The following is a 20,908-nucleotide window of genomic DNA, read 5'->3' on the forward strand; positions in this document are numbered from 1 at the left end:
CAAATACGTCGCGCACGGCCATCATGACGGGCTGTTCGCTAAATTAGACGGTACCGCAAACTTTCTCGATCAGTTCCGCCGGGAACTGCATCGCCTGCATGATGTGTTCGATCATGCTGCGTTTGCGGCCGGTATTGGTATTGGTGATCACCCAGTAAGGGGTGCCCGGCACATGCTTCGGCTTGGTATGCGTGCCGTTGGCCAGCAGGGTCTGCTGATCGCCGGCGAAATAGGTGCGGGTACGGCCGGTCAACGCCTCGGTGGCGGCGGCAAAACCGGCGGCATCGAGGGTGTACAGCGTGGACAGCACCAGCATGAAACGGTTGACCGCTTTGTTCTGCTCGGCGTATTCATCCGACAGCAGCAGTTCACGCACGGCGCGTACGCGATCGCGCGGGCGCTGAACCGGCGCCGCTTTTTCCGCTTCGACGGAGGGCGACGCACTGGCGGCAGGCAACGCGCGCACCGGCTGACCGGCGGTGAATTTCAACATGCGGCGTAAAATATCGGACGCGCTTTCACCGATGTGTTGCGTGTGGCTGGCAATATAACGGTAAAGCTCTTCGTCGACTTCAATAGTTTTCATCTTTATCCAATACTGTTTTTTCTACTTAGAACCTGAAGCCAGATCCTGCATTCAAGCCATGGGATTATAAGGTTAAAAGCGCTGGGGCGAACACAACAATGTGCCTCCGGACGGCAAATGCAGACTAATACCTATAGCCGGCACTGCCAAGCCCGCGCCGCGAAAATTCCGCATGATTCATCGTGCGATTCAATCATGATACCCTAATCTGAATCTCTCTCAGTATGAACTTCGCCATGAAATTACATTATCAACTGCTGGCCGCCGAGTCAGACGCGCTGCCGGTGCTGCTGATCCACGGGCTGTTCGGCAATCTGGACAACCTGGGCGTGCTGGCGCGCGATCTGCATCAGCGTCACAGCGTAATTAAGGTCGATCTGCGCAACCACGGCCTCTCCCCGCGCGCCGACGAGATGAACTACCCCGCGATGGCGCAGGATCTGCTGGAGCTGCTCGACGAACTGCGGCTTGAGAAAGCGATCGTCATCGGCCATTCGATGGGCGGCAAAGCGGCGATGGCGCTGACCGCCATCGCGCCCGAGCGCGTCGCCAAGCTGATCGTCATCGACGTCGCGCCGGTGAATTACCAGACCCGACGTCACGACGAGATTTTCGCCGCCCTGAAGGCCGTCAGCGCCGCCGGCATCACCCAGCGCCAGGCCGCCGCCCAGCTGATGCGCGATTACCTGCAGGAAGAAGGCGTGATCCAGTTCCTGCTGAAGTCCTTCCATAACGGCGAATGGCGCTTCAACCTGCCGGTGCTGATTGAGCGCTATGATGACATCACCGGCTGGCAGGACGTGCCGGCCTGGCCGCACCCGACCCTGTTCATTCGCGGCGGTCTGTCGCCGTACGTGCAGGACAGCTACCGTGCGGACATCGCCCGCCAGTTCCCGCAGGCCCGCGCGCACGTCGTTGCCGGCACCGGCCATTGGGTGCACGCCGAAAAACCGGAGGCGGTGCTGCGCGCCATCCACCGTTTCCTCGACGAAGCCTGAAAAATACGCTCACCTGGCGAAAAAACGCGCTAAAGATAACGGCTTAGCGCGTTTAGCCCGCAGTTAGGCATTGTCGCCGCTCCATCTGCTGGGGTAATATGGCGCGCTATAATTTTGCCGCCGCGCCAGTGCGTTCGCGAACGCCGGGTCGGGGGTGAATTTGGGTTAGGGTTTATTGGCCCGAAGTGTGTTAACCGATGCCTCCGGAAGCGTGAGAGCGCTTTTTGATGCAAACTCCCTTGCAGTACCGCTACCTATGGCAAAAGAACAAACGGATCGCACGACGCTGGATCTGTTCGCAGATGAACGCCGTCCGGGGCGCCCGAAAACCAACCCGCTTTCCCGCGATGAACAGCTTAGAATCAATAAGCGCAATCAGTTACGGCGCGATAAAGTGCGTGGATTGCGGCGCGTAGAGCTGAAAATCAACGCGGATGCGGTGGACGCCCTGAACAAACTGGCGGAACAGCGCAACATCAGCCGCAGCGAACTCATCGAGCAGATGCTGTTGGCGCAACTGGCGGAAGAACAGCCGGAACATTGATCTCTTCGGCCGCACGCGCGGCGCGGCGTTAAGGACAACGCCGGATCGGCACGCTTTTCTTCATCTCCGGCATCGCATAAATGCGATAAAACCCCGGCGCCACTTTCTGGCATGATACGCATTTACCGGTAAGAGACTGCGCCTGTCGGCGCCCCGTCCCCCGCGGCGAACGGCTCTTGCCATGGCATCATTTTAATCGGCGTCAGCGGCGGCAGTGCTGGCATCGAGTAATGCAATTACTTGAATTTAAAGGTTATACGCGATATGGCTACTGTAGGCATTTTCTTTGGCAGCGACACTGGCAATACCGAAAACATTGCCAAAATGATCCAGAAAATTCTCCAGAAACAGTTTGGCGACGACGTCTCTGAAGTGCATGACATCGCTAAAAGCAGCAAAGAAGACCTGGAAGGGTTCGATATCCTGCTGCTGGGCATCCCGACCTGGTACTACGGTGAAGCGCAGTGTGACTGGGACGATTTCTTCCCGACGCTGGAAGAAGTCGATTTCAACGGCAAACTGGTGGCGCTGTTCGGCTGCGGCGACCAGGAAGACTACGCGGAATATTTCTGTGACGCGATGGGTACCATCCGCGACATCATCGAACCGCGCGGCGCGGCCATCGTGGGCCACTGGCCGACCAAAGGCTACCACTTCGAAGCCTCCAAAGGCCTGGCGGACGACAACCACTTCATCGGTCTGGCGATCGACGAAGACCGTCAGCCGGAGCTGACCAACGAGCGTGTCGACGCCTGGGTCAAACAGATCGTCGAAGAGCTGAGCCTGGCCGATATCGTCGGCTAAACGCCGGGACTGGCGAAAGGTTGAACAAAGGCCCTGTAAAGTGCATAGTGTGCCGACAGGGCCGTCATCGGCAACAGGGATTGCTGCGATAGAAGCTACAGATTTGTAACTTCCCACCCCGTCACGGTAGACTGAGATATCGGTTTATCCCATCCATCAAGGCGTTGCATGCAAAACATGCAATAGTGCAATTATATCTTTGTTAACAACCGGCGGTTTCCATTTAGTACAACCGGTTCTATAATGAGACGCATTAACTCTTTGTGCCGACCGATGCCACAGGCGAGTACGCCTCAACTTGATTAGCATAGTAACAGGACTGAATTCGCATGACCGACAACAACATCGCATTGAAGAAGGCCGGCTTAAAAGTCACGCTTCCGCGACTCAAAATCCTGGAAGTACTGCAAAATCCGGAATGCCATCACGTCAGTGCGGAAGATTTGTACAAAAAACTGATTGATATGGGCGAAGAGATCGGGCTGGCGACGGTTTATCGCGTACTGAACCAGTTTGACGATGCAGGCATTGTGACACGTCACAATTTCGAAGGCGGCAAGTCCGTGTTCGAGCTGACCCAACAGCATCACCACGATCACCTGATTTGCCTGGATTGCGGCAAAGTGATCGAATTCAGCGACGAATCCATCGAAGTGCGCCAGCGTGACATCGCCAAGCAGCACGGCATCAAGCTCACCAACCACAGTCTGTACCTGTACGGCCACTGTGAAACCGGTGACTGTCGCGAAGACGAAACGCTGCACGACAAGAAATAAGCCCTGACCGGCTATGAAAAACCGCCTCACCTTGAGGCGGTTTTTTTATGCCCGCCATGCAGCAGACAAAAAAATCCCCGGACCAGCCGGGGAAAATCATGTCATGAAATACCACAATTGCAGCGGCACAGCGACTCCACGTACTACTCTCACTACAACGTCCGCCCTGCGCCGACACGCGCGGGCGAACGCATTCCCCCTTCGTTATGATGCGGCCCGCCGCCAAAACTGCGGGCCGCACCGCCCTTCTTAGACCTTCTCGGCGCGGCTGTAGCGTTTGCCGTCCGGGCTGACCGAGCGCACCTGTACTTCGCCGGAAACCGCAGGTTTAGCCTTGGCATCATAGCGCTGCCACTGCTTACCGCCGTCGGTGGAGTACTCGATGCCCAACCCCGGCAGCGCGATATTCGCCTCCAGCTTGCCGCCCGCCACGCGAGCGCCCGGCACCGGCAGACGATAAGCCACGCCGCCTTTGTCCAGCTTGGCCAGTTCACGCTGGCCCAGAATATTGGCGAAGCGCAGCCAATCTTTCTCCAGCGTCTTGGTATCGACAAAGTGGGTTTCCCCGCCTTTGTATTCGCGGCCAGCGCGATAGTCCTGCTCCCAACCGGCGCGATGCCAGGCGCGCTCCGCCACCGACAGCGCGCGTGGGAAGATCATGTATTCCATCTGCGGGTCGGTGCGCTGGGTTTCGCTCCACAGCTGAGCGGAAAGTCCATATGCCCCCGGCCACGGCTTGTCACTCTTGGCGTTGAAGTGGTTGCCGTCTCGGTCAACCGAGGTTTCCGCGTTCTGCGGCATGTTGTCCGGCGCGAAGCTGAACACCTTGCGCTCGTCGCTGAAGCGGGTTCCCCAGTAGTAACCGCGCTCGTCCGGGTTCACCTCGTAAGGGAAGTCCATATAGACGTAGTCCGGGTTGGAGACCACCACTTCATACCCTTTATTGGCCCAGTCGTTGACGCTGTCGAAACCGCCCCAGTACAGGGTGTCCCAGAAGTTGACCCCCACGCGCGAGGTGGCGAACGCCTTCGAACTCTCGGCGTCTTTCAGGCCGTCTTGCCAGGCCTGCATTCTGTCGATGCCGTGCGCCTTCACCAGCTTGCTGACCTCTTGGCCGAAGTAGCTCGGCAGGTGCTCCATGTCGGCCACTTTGCCCTCTTTGATCATCACCTGGCACACCTGAGACTTGGCCCACGGCTTGTCTTCATTGCTCTGGTCAATGATGCCTTTACCCGGTTCCGGTTTCGCCTTGTCGGTGTAGCCGGCGCCCAGGCGGATGTTTTTCGCTTCGTCGCCGCCAAAGTGCCAGGTCTTAATCGGCTGGCCGGCTTCTTTATGCATCTGGGCAATCTCGCCAATCACCTTGTCGACAAAGCGCTGGGAGGAATCCAGGCACGGGTTCAGGTAACTCTGACGGTTAAAGAACTGCACGGAGGTGGTATTGGAGGTATCGGTCGGATCCACCAGGCGGAACTCGTTGGCCTCCTGCTCTTTGCCGGCGGCATGCAGTTTCTTGTAGCGCGCTTCCATCGAGACCACCGCCGCGCGGGCGTGCGCCGGCATGTCGATCTCCGGGATCACCTCAATCTGGCGCGCCTGGGCGTATTTGATGATGTCGATGTAATCCTGACGAGTGAAGAAACCGCCGTAGACATCCGGCCCCTGGCCGTACTGCGGCAGGAGGCAGGTGGTTTCGCTCAGATCGTGGCAGCGCTGGCCGCCGACTTCCGTCAACTCAGGCAAGCCGGGAATTTCGATTCGCCAACCTTCGTCATCGCTCAGGTGGAAGTGGAATTTGTTGAGCTTGTAAGCCGCCATCTGATCCAGCAGGCGCAGCACCGCATCCTTCTTATGGAAGTTGCGCGCCACGTCGAGGAAAATGCCGCGATACTGGAAGCGCGGCGCATCGCTGGCGTCGAGCGTGGCGATCTTGCCGCTGCCGTCGGTCGGCACTAACGACAGGATAGACTGCAACCCGTAGAACACCCCGGCCTGATCGAAGCCGATCACCCGCGCCTCTTTCTTGCCGATCTTCAGCTCATAAGCGCCCGACACCGCCATCGCGCCTTTAAACTTGCCCGGCTGGATGTCGGTCTTGATCGGGTAACCGTTGGCCTGAACCGGCACACCCAGCAGCGCGAAGCGCTGGTTGACGACATCCGCCGCCGGCTTGACCAACGTGCTCAGATCCGGCGATACCCCTTTGCGCAGATCGGCGTCCTGCGCGTGCACTTTCACCTGCATCGGCGTCGGCACGATCTGGCCGCGCAGCGCGCCGGCGGGCAGCGTCTGCAGATCGGCGTTGCTGACAAAACGCGAAGCCGGCGTCATCAGAATATTTTTGTCGTCCTTGGTGCGCTTCCACTGATCGCCGGTAAACGGCGCCACAAACTGATCCAGATTTTCGGTGTCGGTATTCGCCAGCATTTTCGGCTTGGCGTCGCCGGACGTGGCATACCAGCGGGGCAGGAAGTCGTTTCTGAACAGCTGCCAGTATTCGGCGACCACCGGGATTTCCACCGCCTTACCGGCCGGGAAACCGCTGAATTTGGCGGTCGGCTCCAGCTTGTACAGATCGCCGGTGAGGTGAGCGATCTTGAACTGATCGTTGTCTACCCGCAGAGTCTGGCGCGGGCTGTGGAAATAAATGATCCAGTCTTTGCCGTCGATCGCCTGCCCGTCGTTGCTCAGAGTGAACAACACCCGGTTGCATGAGGCCCAGTCTGCGCCCAGCGCCGCGCAATCCACGCCGTTTTCCCCGGCGCGGTTATCCAGCATTTTCACGTTCAGCTTCAGTTGGCTCAGCTGATCCACCAGCTGTTGATCGGCCATGGCGCTCCCCATGCCGCCCAGGAATCCCATCGTTGCCGTCAAGGCGGCCAGTGCGCTCAGTTTGAATGCGTTCATCTTCTCGTCCTTCTTAATTATTGTTATCGCGAATTTCTTGCCACAGCTTGCCGCACTTGGCGTCGTAAGCCTGACCGTTGCCGCTGTGAACCGCCATAATGCAGTTCTGATAATCCATCACCCGTACCGTTTCCTGCGCAGCGAACTGCTGGTGCTGTTTCTCTTGTTTCAGCACGTTCAGCACCGCCTTGCACGGCTGCAGACGCTCCGGCGAGCCTTCCGCGGTATTGATGCAGGCGCTGTAAGCCTGTTTCAACTTGGCGTCTTCCAGCGGCGCAGCGGGTTGCGCACAGGCGCTCAGGGCCGCAGCGGCCGCCAACATCAGCATGATTTTTTTCATCGTTGAATTCCCTTAACTGCCCCGGCGGCGAGGCCGGGGAACGCATCAGAAGATGGTGAATGGCGCGATGACCATGAACTTGACGTCTTTCTCGTCCTGGAAGATGTTGCCGTAACCGCCGCCCCAGCTCGGGATGTTGGTGTGGTTGTCATACTGGGTGTAATGCAGCTTGAGCAGCGTGCCCTTGGCTCGCCCTTCCTGGATGGTGTACATCGCGTCCAGACTCCAGGCGCTCTCTTTCAGGCGCTGGCTCTGATCGTAGATCGGGTTGGTGCTCGGCTTGGCGTCCCAGGCGTAAACGTAAGAGCCGCCGACCGCCATGCCCGGCAGGTTCCAGTTGCTGAGGTCATACATCACGCCGGCATACACCGCTTTTTCGCCGTTGGCGTTAAAGTCGGAGCGGTTATCCCACCACACGTCCAGGCGACCGTTTGACGAGGCGTAGGTCGGGGTCATACGTTGCAGGAAGAAGCCCTGATTGCCTTCCGCCTTGACCATGGTGCCTTCCAGACGCCAGTTGAACTGGCCGGTGGTGTAACCGAAGGTCAACGCCTGCAGCCAGGCCAGGCCGTCATAAATGCTGTTCGGATCGTTCTTGTTGCTGATGCGGTCTTCCGCGCCATAGAACTGGTAACTGGTGGTCAGCGGGTTGCCCAGCAGATCGAATTTGTAAGACGCCTTGGTGAAGTACTGATTCACGTACCCCTGGGCCTGGCCGTAAGCGGCTTCCAGCACCAGATCGTTTTTGAAATCGTACTTGGCGCCCAGCGAGTGCAGGTAGGAGACACGGGTTTTCTTATCGTTCTGGCGGAAGTCGTCCATCTCGATATGCCACGGCGCTTTGTATTTGTCGGCCCACATGTAGGAGAAGCTCAACGCGCCGGCATCGCCGTAGTCGAACTTGGCGCCGGCTTCAGCCCCCTGATAAGTGCCCGGCATAAAGCTCCAGTGCGGCGCCAGCAGGGTTTGGCCGCTCGGCTGAATATAGCCGGCGCGCGCCCAGACCGGGCCGTATTTGAATTTGGCGGCGGCTTTGTACAGGCTGATACCGCCCTTATCACCGGAGTAGTCTTCGTCGTAGGTACGGTTCTTCGAGGAGAACGCGATTTCGTTCGGGTGACCGCTGGCGCTGGATTCAGCCAGTTCGATGGCGGTAAAGGCGCCGACATCCAGACCGAACATGTCCCAGGCGTAGCCCGACGCGAAATCCAGGCTCAGGTTGGCGGTAGAGTGGGACAGGTTGGTGGTGTATTGATTGTAATCCTTGCTGTCCGGATTGAGATCTTTACGGTCACGCTCACGTTGCCAGTAATAAATGCCGCCGGTCAGCGTGGAATCCTCGATAAACCCTGCGGCTTTCGCCTCAGGCGCCATGGCAAACCCTGTTCCCAACAGCGCGCCCGCGACTGCGAGCGCCAGCGTTTTACGCTGAGCACCGTGCGTACCCATATTGAAATTCCTCTTTGACTTAACTTAAAAGTTGCAGCCGCCTGTGTTCACCACTGCCCTGCACGACTGCCAATAAAAAACCCGAACGGGTAAAAAATATTGCCGACGAGATGTTATTCCCACAGCACTAATTGCTACAGACAGACTATTTTTCGCGACGCGAATTATCAAATAAAAAATGCGGAAGATTTGTCAAAGTATGACAAGGAGCACATATCGGTGATAATTTGTTACGCTGGCATTCATGGAAGGTGTCGAATAAAAAATTCAATTAAATCAGAATAAATACGGATACCAGGTCAACCAGAGACGATTAATGGTTTCAGCCTGACTAAATCCGTCAGTCAGGAGATAAAATTTGAGAGCGCTCTCTAAATGAAATTAATTCGCATCACGAATATATAAGAAAATATTAAGACTACTAAGCCCAATATAAGAAAACTTATTGATTAACGCACCGCAGTTAATTAAACGCAGCCCGGTAAAACGTGGCGGGAATAGATGATTTACTCAATAGCAGGCATAAAAAAGCGCGGCCTGAGCCGCGCTGATACATTAATTTTCGAGGCGATTAAGATTAGCCTTCGATTTTCGCCCAGGTGTCACGCAGACCGACGGTGCGGTTAAACACCAGGTGCTCAGCCGAAGAGTAATGGCTGTCGGCGCAGAAGTAGCCTTCACGCTCGAACTGATAGGCTTTCTCCGGCTGTGCGGCCGCCAGACTCGGCTCAACGAAACCGTGCTTGATCACCAGCGATTCCGGGTTAATGGTGGAGAGGAAGTCCTCCGCCGCGCCCGGGTTAGGCACGCTGAACAGGCGATCGTACAGGCGAATTTCCGCCGGCAGCGCGTGCGCCGCAGACACCCAGTGGATCACGCCCTTCACCTTGCGGCCGTCGGCAGGATCTTTGCTCAGCGTTTCCGCATCGTAGCTGCAGAAGATGGTGGTGATCTCGCCGGCTTCATCTTTCTCGACGCGCTCGGCCTTGATCACGTACGCGTTGCGCAGACGCACTTCCTTACCCAACACCAGACGCTTGTACTGCTTGTTGGCTTCTTCGCGGAAGTCGGCGCGATCGATATAGATCTCACGGCTGAACGGCACATCGCGGTTGCCCATTTCCGGCTTGTTCGGGTGGTTAGGCATGCTGACCATTTCCACCGCATCGCCCATGTTCTCGATGACGATTTTCACCGGATCCAGCACCGCCATGGCGCGCGGCGCGTTCTCGTTCAGATCGTCGCGGATGCAGGATTCCAGCGCCACCATTTCGACGTTGTTGTCTTGCTTGGTCACGCCGATGCGCAGGCAGAACTCGCGGATCGAGGCGGCAGTATAACCGCGGCGGCGCAGACCGGAGACGGTCGGCATGCGCGGATCATCCCAACCTTCGACGATCTTCTCGGCCACCAGCTGATGCAGCTTGCGCTTCGACATGATGGCGTATTCGAGGTTGAGACGCGAAAACTCGTACTGGCGCGGGTGGCAAGGAATGGTGATGTTATCCAGCACCCAATCATACAGACGGCGGTTATCCTGGAATTCCAGGGTGCACAGCGAATGGGTGATCCCTTCCAGCGCATCGGAAATGCAGTGGGTGAAATCGTACATCGGGTAGATGCACCATTTATTGCCGGTCTGGTGGTGTTCGGCGAACTTGATGCGGTACAGCACCGGATCGCGCATCACGATAAACGGCGAAGCCATATCGATCTTGGCGCGCAGGCAGGCAGCGCCTTCGGCGAATTCGCCGTTGCGCATCTTCTCGAACAGCGCCAGGTTCTCTTCCACGCTGCGACCGCGGTACGGGCTGTCTTTGCCCGGCGCAGTCAGGGTGCCGCGGTATTCGCGGATCTGCTCCGGCGACAGTTCGTCGACGTATGCCAGCCCTTTGCTGATAAGCTCCACCGCGTACTGGTGCAGCTGATCGAAATAGTCTGAGGAGTAACGAACGTTGCCGCTCCACTCAAAGCCCAGCCACTCCACGTCGTGCTTGATAGACTCGACGAACTCGATGTCTTCTTTCACCGGGTTGGTGTCGTCGAAACGCAGGTTGCACTGGCCCTGATAGTCCTTGGCGATGCCGAAGTTCAGGCAGATGGACTTGGCGTGGCCGATATGCAGATAGCCGTTAGGCTCCGGCGGGAAACGGGTATGTACTGACGTGTGTTTCCCCGACGCCAGATCTTCATCGACGATCTGACGGATAAAATTGGTTGGGCGGGCTTCAGCCTCACTCATTTCACTGTTCCTCAATGCAAAGCGCTACACATAACCGCCTATGATCCAACAAGCCACGTCTGGAAACAACCGTTTGTTTCATGAAAAATGCGGCGCGTTGCACCATCGGCGCGCAGCGCACCGCCGTGGGGCGAAACGGGATAAAAAAAGCGGGAAGAGATCGCTCTCTTCCCGCCAAGTCGGGGCAAACGCCGCCATGATGCGTGTTCGGCCCCAGGCACTACTCAGGTAAAAACAGCCTTATTTCTGGATCTCATACAGCTTGGTTTGACCGGCGACCACAGAGCCGCTGGCCAGCGCCGCCAGGCCGGCGTACTCGTCAGAGTTGCTGACCACCACCGGGCTTATCATCGAACGCGCATTGGCATTCAGGTAATCCAGATCCAGTTCCAGAATCGGTTGACCGGCTTTCACTTCCGCGCCCTCTTCCACCAGGCGTTTGAAGCCCTGGCCTTCCAGCGCGACGGTGTCGATCCCCATGTGCACCACGATCTCGGCGCCCTTGTCGGTTTCCAGGCAGAATGCGTGGTTGGTATTGAAGATTTTCACCACGGTGCCGTCAGCCGGCGCCACCACGATCTTGTCGGTCGGGCGAATCGCCAGGCCGTCGCCTACCGCCTTGCTGGCGAAAGCTTCGTCCGGCACCTGTTCGAGCGCCACCACTTCGCCGGTCACCGGCGCCACCAGCGTTTCAAACGCGGCTTTCGGCGCGTTCGGCACCGCCTGCGGTTTGGCTTCCGCGGCAGGCGCCGCCGCCGGGGCCGCCGCTGCCGCTACCGGGCCGGCCGCAATCACGTTGCGCATTGCGCTGGCGATAAGTTCGGCACGGGTGCCGACGATCACTTGCACGCTCTGCTTGTTCAGGCGGATAACGCCCGACGCGCCGAGGCGTTTCGCCAATGCGTCGTTCACCAGCGCGGAGTCTTTCACATTCAAACGCAGCCGGGTGATGCAGGCGTCGATGCCGGTCAGGTTGTCGGAACCGCCGATCGCGCCGACGTAACGACGAGCCAGGGTGGTGGTTTCGTTCTCGTCTTTACCGGCGTTGCTGTCGACGTTGACGTCGTAGCCGTCGGTTTCGTCACCGGCAACCGCCAGCTCGCGGCCCGGGGTCATCAGGTTGAATTTTTTGATGGTGAAGCGGAACACCACGTAGTAGATGACGAAGAACACCAGGCCTTGCGGGATCAGCATGTACCAGTGGGTCGCCAGCGGGTTGCGAGACGACAGCACCATATCCACCAGGCCGGCGCTGAAGCCGAAACCGGCGATCCAATGCATGCTGGCGGCGATGAACACCGAGATACCGGTCAGCACGGCGTGGATCACGTACAGCACCGGCGCCACGAACATGAAGGAGAATTCCAGCGGTTCGGTAATACCGGTAAAGAAGGCGGCGAAAGCGGCCGCCAGCATGATGCCCGCCACTTTGGCTTTGTTCTCAGGACGCGCGCAGTGGTAAATGGCCAGCGCCGCCCCCGGCAGACCGAACATCATGATCGGGAAGAAGCCCGCCTGATAACGGCCGGTGATGCCGACAACCGCTTTACCGGCTTCGATCGACTGCTGGCCGCCAAGGAAGTTCGGAATATCGTTGATGCCGGCCACGTCGAACCAGAACACCGAGTTCAGCGCGTGGTGCAGGCCGACCGGGATCAGCAGGCGGTTGAAGAAGGCGTAAATGCCCGCGCCGACCGAGCCCATTTTCTGAATGTGTTCACCGAAGTTCACCAGACCGTTGAAGATCACCGGCCAAATGTACATCAGGATGAAAGCCACCAGGATCATCAGGAAGGAAATGAGGATCGGCACCAAACGGCGGCCGCTGAAGAACGACAGCGCCTTGGGCAGCTCGACGCCGCTGAAGCGGTTGTACACTTCGGCGGAGATGATGCCCACCAGAATACCGACGAACTGGTTCTGGATCTTGCCGAACGCGGCGGGCACCTGATCGAGCGGGATCTTCTGAATCATCGACACGGCGGCCGGCGAACAGAGAGTGGTCAGCACCAGGAAGCCGACGAAGCCGGTCAACGCGGCGGCGCCGTCCTTGTCTTTGGACATGCCGTAGGCCACGCCGATAGCGAACAGCACCGACATGTTGTCGATGATAGCGGAGCCGGATTTAATGAAGAAAGCGGCGAGCGCATTGTCGCCGCCCCAACCAACAGGGTCAATCCAGTACCCGACGCCCATCAAGATGGCGGCGGCGGGCAGCGTGGCGACCGGCACCATCAGCGCCCGTCCCACCTTTTGCAAATAACTAAGAATGTTCACCTTTTCCCCCTATGTTGTCCGCGGACGGACCCTATTAGTAGTTTATTTGGAGCTCTCACTACCTTTTTAGAAACAGCGCTTGGCACGTATCACTCATGCCGAGTGTAAAAAATTTATTTTGTATCGCAAATTAAAACCTCCCTTTTTGTGATAAATATCACCAAAAAGTAGTCTTTACCTCCCAGATTGCTGGCCATCACACAAAACTTATTTTATCATTCAAAAAATCAACCGGACGGACGATTCACGCGAGAATCATAAAGCTGGGTTACGCTTACGACTCCCGCAGGCCCGTACAGTATAGCTTTAGTTTACTTATCCCAAGAGGTGTTAGATGAGACTTATCCCACTGAAAGATACCGCACAAGTCGGCAAATGGGCCGCGCGTCATATCGTTCAACGCATCAACGCATTCAAGCCAACCGCAGAGCGCCCGTTTGTTCTCGGCCTGCCCACCGGCGGCACGCCGCTGGAAGCCTACAAACATCTGATTGCGATGCACAAAGCAGGTGAAGTAAGCTTTAAGCATGTTGTGACTTTCAACATGGACGAGTACGTTGGCCTGCCGCAGGAACACCCGGAAAGCTATCACACCTTCATGTACCGCAACTTCTTTGATCACGTTGATATCCCTCGCGAAAATATCAACCTGCTGAACGGCAACGCCGCGGATGTCGACGCCGAGTGCCGCCAGTACGAAGAGAAGATCAAGTCTTACGGCAAAATTAACCTGTTCATGGGCGGCGTGGGCATCGACGGCCATATCGCGTTCAACGAGCCGGCTTCGTCCCTGGCTTCGCGCACCCGCATCAAAACGCTGACCGAAGACACCCGCATCGCCAACTCGCGCTTCTTCGGCGGCGACGTCAGCCTGGTGCCGAAATATGCGCTGACCGTCGGCGTGGGCACGCTGCTGGACGCGGAAGAAGTGATGATCCTGGTCACCGGCCACGCCAAGGCGCAGGCGCTGGAAGCCGCAGTGGAAGGCAATATCAACCACATGTGGACCATCAGTTGTCTGCAGCTGCACGCCAAAGCGGTAGTGGTGTGCGACGAACCGGCCACCATGGAGCTGAAAGTCAAAACCGTCAAATATTTCCGCGAGTTAGAAGCGGAAAGCGTTAAAAGTCTTTAATCTTTGCAGGGGGCTACGATGTTCGCTTTAACCCACGGCCGAATCTATACCGGCCACGACGTACTTGATGACCATGCAGTCATTATCGCTGATGGGCTGATCGAGAAAGTCTGCCCGGCGGCTGAATTGCCCGCCGGCATCGAAACGCGCGACCTGGGTGGCGCCATCCTGGCCCCCGGGCTTATCGACGTGCAGCTGAACGGCTGCGGCGGCGTACAGTTCAACGATTCGCTGGAAGCGATCTCGGAAGAAACGCTGGAGATCATGCAGCGCGCCAACGAGAAATCCGGCTGCACCAGCTATCTGCCGACGCTGATCACCAGCAGCGACGAATTCATGAAGCACAGCGTCGACGTGATGCGCGCTTATCTGAAAAAGCACCAAAACCAGGCGTTGGGCCTGCACCTGGAAGGGCCATACCTCAGCCCGGTGAAAAAAGGCACCCACAATCCGGCGTTCATTCGCAAGCCGACCCAGGAAATGATCGATTACCTGTGCGCCAACGCCGACGTGATCACCAAGGTGACGCTGGCGCCGGAAATGGTTGAACCGCACTTTATCAAGCAGCTGACCGAGGCCGGCATCGTGGTCTCCGCCGGCCACTCGAACGCCACCTACGATCAGGCTCGCACCGGTTTCGCCGCCGGCATCAGCTTCGCCACCCACCTGTACAACGCCATGCCTTATATCACCGGCCGCGAACCGGGGCTGATGGGGGCAATCTTCGATACGCCGGAGGTCTATACCGGCATCATCGCCGACGGCCATCACGTGGCCTGGGCGAGTATCCGTAACGCCAAACGCCTGAAAGGTGATAAATTGGTCTTGGTCACCGATGCCACCGCACCGGCGGGTGCAGATATTGACCAATTTATTTTCGCCGGTAAAACAATATACTATCGGGATGGGCTGTGCGTGGATGAGAACGGCACCCTGAGCGGTTCCGCGCTGACCATGATCGAAGCGGTGCGAAACAGCGTCGAGCATATCGGTATCGCGCTGGACGAAGCGCTGCGCATGGCGACGCTGTATCCGGCGCGCGCCATCGGCGTCGATCACCGTCTGGGCACCCTCGAAGCCGGCAAGGTGGCTAACCTGACCGCCTTCACCCGTGATTTCAAGATCACCAAAACGCTCGTTAACGGTAACGAGGTTTAATTCAATGAACAGCGAGTAAAATTATTGATGAGCACTGGCGGACAAGCACAAATAGGGAACGTTGACTTAGTCAAACAACTTAACGGCGCGGCAGTTTACCGCCTGATCGACCAGCAGGGCCCGATCTCGCGCATTCAGATTGCCGAACTCAGCCAGCTCGCCCCCGCCAGCGTCACCAAAATTACTCGCCAGCTGCTGGAGCGCGGGCTGATCAAAGAAGTCGATCAGCAGGCCTCCACCGGCGGCCGCCGCGCGATCTCCATCGTGTCGGAAACCCGTCATTTCCATACCGTCGCGGTGCGTCTCGGCCGCCACGACGCCACCATAACCCTGTATGACATGAGCGGCAAGTCGCTCAGCGAAGAACACTATCCGCTGCCGGAACGCACTCAAGAAACGCTGGAGAATGCGCTGTTCGCCGCCATCGCCCAATTCATCGACGCTAACCAGCGCCGCCTGCGCGAGCTGATCGCCATCGCGGTGATCCTGCCCGGCCTGGTGGATCCGGCGCTGGGCGTGGTGCGCTACATGCCGCACATCAGCGTCAGCAATTGGGCGCTGGTGGACAACCTGCAGCAGCGCTTTAACGTCACCAGCTTCGTCGGCCACGACATCCGCAGCCTGGCGCTGGCGGAGCACTACTTCGGCGCCACCCGCGACTGCGAAGACTCGATTCTGGTGCGCCTGCACCGCGGCACCGGCGCCGGCATCATCGTCAACGGGCAGATTTTTCTCGGCAACAACGGCAACGTCGGCGAGATCGGCCATATCCAGATCGATCCGTTGGGGGAACGCTGCCACTGCGGCAACTTCGGCTGCCTGGAAACCGTGGCCGCCAACGCCGCGATCGAACAGCGCGTGCGCCAGCTGCTGAGCCAGGGCTACCCGAGCAAACTGACGCTGGAAGACTGCGGCATCAACGCCATCTGCAAGGCCGCCAACCGCGGCGATCTGCTGGCCAGCGAAGTGATCGAACACGTAGGCCGCTATCTGGGCAAAGCGGTGGCCATCGCCATCAACCTGTTCAATCCGCAGAAGGTGGTGATCGCCGGTGAGATCACCGAAGCGGACAAGGTGCTGCTGCCGGCGATCCAGAGCTGCATCAATACCCAGGTGCTGAAGGACTTCCGCAAAAATCTGCCGGTGGTGACCTCCGAACTCAATCATCGCTCGGCGATCGGCGCTTTCGCCCTGGCCAAACGCGCGATGCTCAACGGCGTGCTCTTGCAGCGATTGCTGGAAAGCTGATCCGCCGCTTCTGGCAGGCGTGTTATCGTCACCCTTCGCCTGCCGTAATCATGAGAAACAGCGACAAATGAAAATCAAAAACGTTATATGCGATATCGACGGCGTGCTGCTGCATGACAATACGCCGGTGCCCGGCGCCGACCTGTTCCTGGCGCGCATCCAGGAACAGGGCATGCCGCTGGTGGTGCTGACCAACTACCCGTCACAGACCGCGCAGGATCTGGCGAACCGCTTCGCCGCCGCCGGGCTGGAAGTGCCGGAGAGCGCGTTCTACACCTCGGCGATGGCCACCGCCGATTTCCTGCGCCGTCAGGAAGGCAAAAAAGCCTATGTGGTCGGCGAAGGCGCCCTGATCCATGAGCTGTACAAAGCCGGTTTCACCATCACCGACATCAACCCGGACTTCGTGATCGTCGGTGAAACCCGCTCTTACAACTGGGACATGATGCATAAAGCCGCCTACTTCGTGAGCAACGGCGCGCGCTTTATCGCCACCAACCCGGATAGTCACGGCCACGGCTTCTCGCCGGCCTGTGGCGCGCTGTGCGCCCCCATTGAGAAGATCACCGGCCGCAAGCCGTTTTACGTCGGCAAGCCCAGCCCGTGGATCATTCGCGCCGCACTGAACAAAATGCAGGCGCACTCGGAAGAGACGGTGATCGTCGGTGATAACCTGCGCACCGACATTCTGGCGGGCTTCCAGGCCGGCCTGGAAACCGTGCTGGTGCTGTCCGGCGTCTCCACGCTGAGCGACATCGAAACCATGCCGTTCCGCCCGAGCTACGTCTACCCTTCCGTCGCCGATATCACCATCTTCTGATGCGGCCATGGCGGCCGCCCGGCCGCCATTATTTCCTTCTCCCTCAGTGTCAGTTTGAATTTAATTCGTTCATGGCCGTAAAAGGTTTCAGCCTGCCTGCGTTAAAAATCCTCATTATAACGTTACGCCCCGCCAATAGCTGATATTGCCGGCGAGCGGAAAACCCTTACCCCTAATTAATGAGGCTACCATGAGCACAAATAACACGATTAATGCCGGCGCCGCCGATGACGCGGCCATTATGCCGTCTATCGCCAATAAAAAGATCCTGATGGGTTTCTGGCACAACTGGGCCGCCGGCGCCAGTGACGGCTATCAGCAGGGCCAGTTCACCAATATGAACCTGACCGACATTCCCGCCGAGTACAACGTGGTGGCCGTCGCCTTTATGAAAGGCCAGGGCATCCCGACCTTCAAGCCTTACAACCTGTCCGATGCCGAGTTCCGCCGCCAGGTGGGCGTGCTGAACAGCCAGGGCCGCGCGGTGCTGATCTCCCTCGGCGGCGCAGACGCGCATATCGAGCTGAAAACCGGCGACGAAGACAAGCTGAAAGACGAGATTATTCGCCTGGTGGAAGTCTATGGCTTCGACGGCCTGGATATCGATCTGGAACAGGCGGCGATCGGCGCCGCCAATAATAAAACCGTCTTGCCTGCGGCGCTGAAAAAAGTAAAAGACCATTACGCTGCCCAGGGGAAAAAATTTATTATCAGCATGGCGCCGGAATTCCCGTATTTACGCACCAACGGCACCTACCTGGATTATATTAACGCCCTCGAAGGCTATTACGACTTTATCGCGCCGCAATATTATAACCAGGGCGGCGACGGTATTTGGGTGGATGAACTCAATGCCTGGATCACGCAGAATAACGACGCCATGAAAGAGGACTTCCTCTACTACCTGACGGAAAGCCTGGTTACCGGCACCCGCGGCTATGCGAAGATCCCGGCGGCGAAATTCGTCATCGGCCTGCCGAGCAACAACGATGCCGCCGCCACCGGCTACGTGGTCAACAAACAGGCGGTGTATAACGCTTTCTCGCGTCTCGACGCCAAAAACCTGTCGATCAAGGGCCTGATGACCTGGTCAATCAACTGGGATAACGGCAAGAGCAAAGCCGGCGTCGCCTACAATTGGGAGTTCAAAACCCGCTATGCGCCGCTGATTCAGGGCGGCGTCACCCCGCCGCCGGGAAAGCCTAATGCGCCGACGGCGCTGACGGTCGCCGAGCTGGGCGCCACCTCGCTGAAACTGAGCTGGGCCGCCGCCACCGGCGCCTCACCGATCGCCAGCTACACCGTCTACCGCAACGGCAACCCGATCGGCCAAACCGCCGGTCTGTCGCTGGCCGACAGCGGTCTGACGCCGGCAACCCAGTACAGCTACTTCGTTACCGCGACCGACACCCTGGGCAATACCTCGCTGCCGAGCAGCGCGCTGGCGGTCAAAACCGCCAATGACGGTACGCCGCCCGATCCGGGCGCGCCCGAGTGGCAGAACAACCACAGCTACAAAGCCGGCGACGTCGTGAGTTATAAAGGCAAGAAATACACCTGTATTCAGGCGCACACCTCCAATGCCGGCTGGACGCCGGATGCCGCGTTCACCCTCTGGCAGCTCATCGCCTAATCGCTAATCGATTGCCGGTCAAACTGGCCGGCAATCCCGCCATCACGCTAAAAACTGCATAATCGATAATTTTTCACGCCGATAACTGAAAATCCGTTAAAAATCGCAGCCACACAAACAACTATTTCTCAGCGCAGGGCTAAAACGCTTGCATCCTCTGCAGCTTTTGGCGCATTTTCATAACCACAGCGCAGCAAAATCGCGTTATCGCTGATAAATCGGCAATGCTGCCCATAACAGTAAAAACAACATCACAGTTATAAAGCCCGTTAGGAGAGTTGTATGTGTTCTATTTTCGGTGTGCTCGATCTGAAGTCCGATCCCGTTGAACTGCGTAAGAAAGCGCTGGAGCTGTCACGTCTGATGCGCCACCGCGGCCCGGATTGGTCCGGCGTTTACGCCAGCGACAAAGCCATTCTGGCTCACGAACGCCTGTCGATCGTCGACGTCAACAACGGCGCTCAACCGCTGTACAACGCTGCGCACACCCACGTTCTGGCGGTCAACGGCGAAATTTACAACCACCAGGCGCTGCGCCAACAGCTGAGCGACCGCTATGCCTTCCAGACCGGCTCCGACTGTGAAGTGATCCTGGCGCTGTATCAGGAGAAAGGCCCGGAGTTCCTCGACGATCTGCAAGGCATGTTCGCCTTTGCCCTGTATGACACCGAAAAAGACGCCTACCTGATCGGCCGCGATCACCTGGGCATCATCCCGCTGTACATGGGCCATGACGAACACGGCAACCTGTACGTTGCCTCGGAAATGAAAGCGCTGGTGCCGGTGTGCCGCACCATCAAGGAATTCCCGGCCGGCAGCTACCTGTGGAGCCAGGACGGCCAGATCCGCGAATACTATCGCCGCGACTGGTTCGATTACGACAGCGTCAAGGACAACGTGACCGACGCCGCCGCCCTGCGCACCGCGCTGGAAGAGTCGGTGAAAAGCCACCTGATGTCCGACGTGCCTTACGGCGTGCTGCTGTCGGGCGGGCTGGATTCTTCGGTCATTTCGGCGATCACCAAGAAGTACGCCGCGCGCCGCGTGGAAGATCAGGAACGCAGCGAAGCCTGGTGGCCGCAGCTGCACTCCTTCGCCGTCGGGCTGGAAGGCTCGCCGGATCTGCGCGCCGCGCAGGAGGTGGCCAACCATCTGGGCACCGTGCACCATGAGATCCACTTCACCGTGCAGGAAGGGCTGGACGCCATCCGCGACGTGATTTACCACATCGAAACCTATGACGTCACCACCATCCGCGCGTCGACGCCGATGTACCTGATGTCACGCAAAATCAAGGCGATGGGCATCAAGATGGTGCTTTCCGGCGAAGGCGCGGACGAAGTGTTCGGCGGCTACCTGTACTTCCATAAGGCGCCGGACGCCCGCGAATTCCACGAAGAGACCGTACGCAAACTGCTGGCGCTGCACATGTTCGACTGCGCGCGCGCCAACAAGGCGATGTCCGCCTGGGGCGTCGAAGCCCGCGTGCCGTTCCTGGACAAGAAATTCCTCGACGTGGCAATGCGCATCAACCCGAAAGATAAAATGTGCGGCAACGGCAAAATGGAAAAACACATCGTTCGCGAATGTTTCGAGTCCTATTTGCCCGCCAGCGTGGCCTGGCGCCAGAAAGAGCAGTTCTCCGACGGCGTCGGCTACAGCTGGATCGACACGCTAAAAGAGGTGGCTGCGCAGCAAATTAGCGATCAACAGCTCGAAACCGCGCGTTTCCGCTTCCCGTACAACACGCCGACGTCGAAAGAAGGCTACCTGTACCGCGAAATCTTCGAGGAGCTGTTCCCGCTGCCGAGCGCCGCCGAATGCGTGCCGGGCGGCCCATCCGTCGCCTGCTCGTCCGCCAAGGCCATCGAGTGGGATGAATCGTTCAAGAAGATGGACGATCCTTCCGGCCGCGCCGTCGGCGTGCACCAGGCCGCCTATAAATAATCGTGCGGCATTTTCCCCGAGGCGGGCCTTTTGGCCCGCCTTTT

16 protein-coding genes are annotated in these 20,908 nt (G+C 58.2%); 10 read left to right on the forward strand and 6 right to left on the reverse strand.

Features of this window, described 5'->3' with window-relative positions:
* Positions 1-43: 43 nt before the first annotated feature.
* Positions 44-586, reverse strand: coding sequence for a replication initiation negative regulator SeqA (gene seqA, locus ITX55_RS09030; RefSeq protein ID WP_033651164.1), 543 nt, complete (start codon positions 584-586; stop codon positions 44-46).
* Positions 587-810: 224 nt separating this feature from the next.
* On the opposite strand from seqA, the gene ybfF reads away from it, so the two are divergent.
* The 4 genes from ybfF to fur all read left to right on the forward strand — a co-directional run bounded on the left by ybfF (position 811) and on the right by fur (position 3,708).
* Complete coding sequence (gene ybfF / locus ITX55_RS09035) at positions 811-1,584, forward strand: esterase (RefSeq protein WP_080273370.1); 774 nt, start codon at positions 811-813, stop codon at positions 1,582-1,584.
* A gap of 256 nt (positions 1,585-1,840) precedes the next feature.
* Entirely contained in the window at positions 1,841-2,128 is a 288-nt protein-coding gene (ybfE, locus tag ITX55_RS09040) for a LexA regulated protein (protein ID WP_004939936.1), read from the forward strand.
* A 264-nt stretch (positions 2,129-2,392) separates the two neighbouring features.
* On the forward strand, positions 2,393-2,932 hold the full coding sequence (gene fldA, locus ITX55_RS09045) for a flavodoxin FldA (RefSeq protein ID WP_004939938.1): 540 nt from the start codon (positions 2,393-2,395) through the stop codon (positions 2,930-2,932).
* Positions 2,933-3,261: 329 nt separating this feature from the next.
* Positions 3,262-3,708 (forward strand): ferric iron uptake transcriptional regulator, encoded by a 447-nt coding sequence (fur, locus tag ITX55_RS09050; protein ID WP_019454058.1) that lies wholly within the window; start codon positions 3,262-3,264, stop codon positions 3,706-3,708.
* 249 nt (positions 3,709-3,957) lie between these two features.
* Here fur and ITX55_RS09055 read toward each other — a convergent pair whose 3' ends face one another.
* From ITX55_RS09055 to nagE, 5 genes are all read right to left on the reverse strand, one after another.
* A complete protein-coding gene (locus ITX55_RS09055) occupies positions 3,958-6,615 on the reverse strand; it encodes a beta-N-acetylhexosaminidase (RefSeq protein ID WP_197756042.1) in 2,658 nt (885 codons plus the stop codon).
* A gap of 13 nt (positions 6,616-6,628) precedes the next feature.
* Positions 6,629-6,955 (reverse strand): ChiQ/YbfN family lipoprotein, encoded by a 327-nt coding sequence (chiQ, locus tag ITX55_RS09060; protein WP_197756043.1) that lies wholly within the window; start codon positions 6,953-6,955, stop codon positions 6,629-6,631.
* Between the two features lie 45 nt (positions 6,956-7,000).
* Complete coding sequence (locus ITX55_RS09065) at positions 7,001-8,404, reverse strand: OprD family outer membrane porin (RefSeq protein ID WP_042783852.1); 1,404 nt, start codon at positions 8,402-8,404, stop codon at positions 7,001-7,003.
* Between the two features lie 577 nt (positions 8,405-8,981).
* The gene (gene glnS / locus ITX55_RS09070) at positions 8,982-10,646 is read right to left on the reverse strand and encodes a glutamine--tRNA ligase (RefSeq protein WP_033642175.1); all 1,665 of its coding nucleotides are present in this window, start codon (positions 10,644-10,646) and stop codon (positions 8,982-8,984) included.
* 240 nt (positions 10,647-10,886) lie between these two features.
* A complete protein-coding gene (gene nagE, locus ITX55_RS09075; protein WP_042783851.1) occupies positions 10,887-12,923 on the reverse strand; it encodes an N-acetylglucosamine-specific PTS transporter subunit IIBC in 2,037 nt (678 codons plus the stop codon).
* Between the two features lie 334 nt (positions 12,924-13,257).
* Between nagE and nagB the strand changes: the two genes are divergently transcribed.
* From nagB to asnB, 6 genes are all read left to right on the forward strand, one after another.
* Positions 13,258-14,058 (forward strand): glucosamine-6-phosphate deaminase, encoded by an 801-nt coding sequence (gene nagB / locus ITX55_RS09080; protein ID WP_004939952.1) that lies wholly within the window; start codon positions 13,258-13,260, stop codon positions 14,056-14,058.
* An 18-nt stretch (positions 14,059-14,076) separates the two neighbouring features.
* A complete protein-coding gene (nagA, locus tag ITX55_RS09085; protein ID WP_033642173.1) occupies positions 14,077-15,216 on the forward strand; it encodes an N-acetylglucosamine-6-phosphate deacetylase in 1,140 nt (379 codons plus the stop codon).
* A gap of 27 nt (positions 15,217-15,243) precedes the next feature.
* Positions 15,244-16,464: an N-acetylglucosamine repressor gene (locus ITX55_RS09090; protein ID WP_019454064.1), complete on the forward strand. Its 1,221-nt coding sequence runs from the start codon at positions 15,244-15,246 to the stop codon at positions 16,462-16,464.
* 67 nt (positions 16,465-16,531) lie between these two features.
* Positions 16,532-17,284: an HAD-IIA family hydrolase gene (locus tag ITX55_RS09095; RefSeq protein ID WP_004939957.1), complete on the forward strand. Its 753-nt coding sequence runs from the start codon at positions 16,532-16,534 to the stop codon at positions 17,282-17,284.
* Between the two features lie 190 nt (positions 17,285-17,474).
* Complete coding sequence (locus ITX55_RS09100; RefSeq protein WP_197756044.1) at positions 17,475-18,917, forward strand: glycosyl hydrolase family 18 protein; 1,443 nt, start codon at positions 17,475-17,477, stop codon at positions 18,915-18,917.
* 282 nt (positions 18,918-19,199) lie between these two features.
* Positions 19,200-20,864, forward strand: coding sequence for an asparagine synthase B (gene asnB / locus ITX55_RS09105; protein WP_033642171.1), 1,665 nt, complete (start codon positions 19,200-19,202; stop codon positions 20,862-20,864).
* Positions 20,865-20,908 lie beyond the last annotated feature (44 nt).

Source organism: Serratia sp. EWG9, assembly GCF_019913725.1.
GTDB classification, from domain to species: domain Bacteria; phylum Pseudomonadota; class Gammaproteobacteria; order Enterobacterales; family Enterobacteriaceae; genus Serratia; species Serratia ureilytica.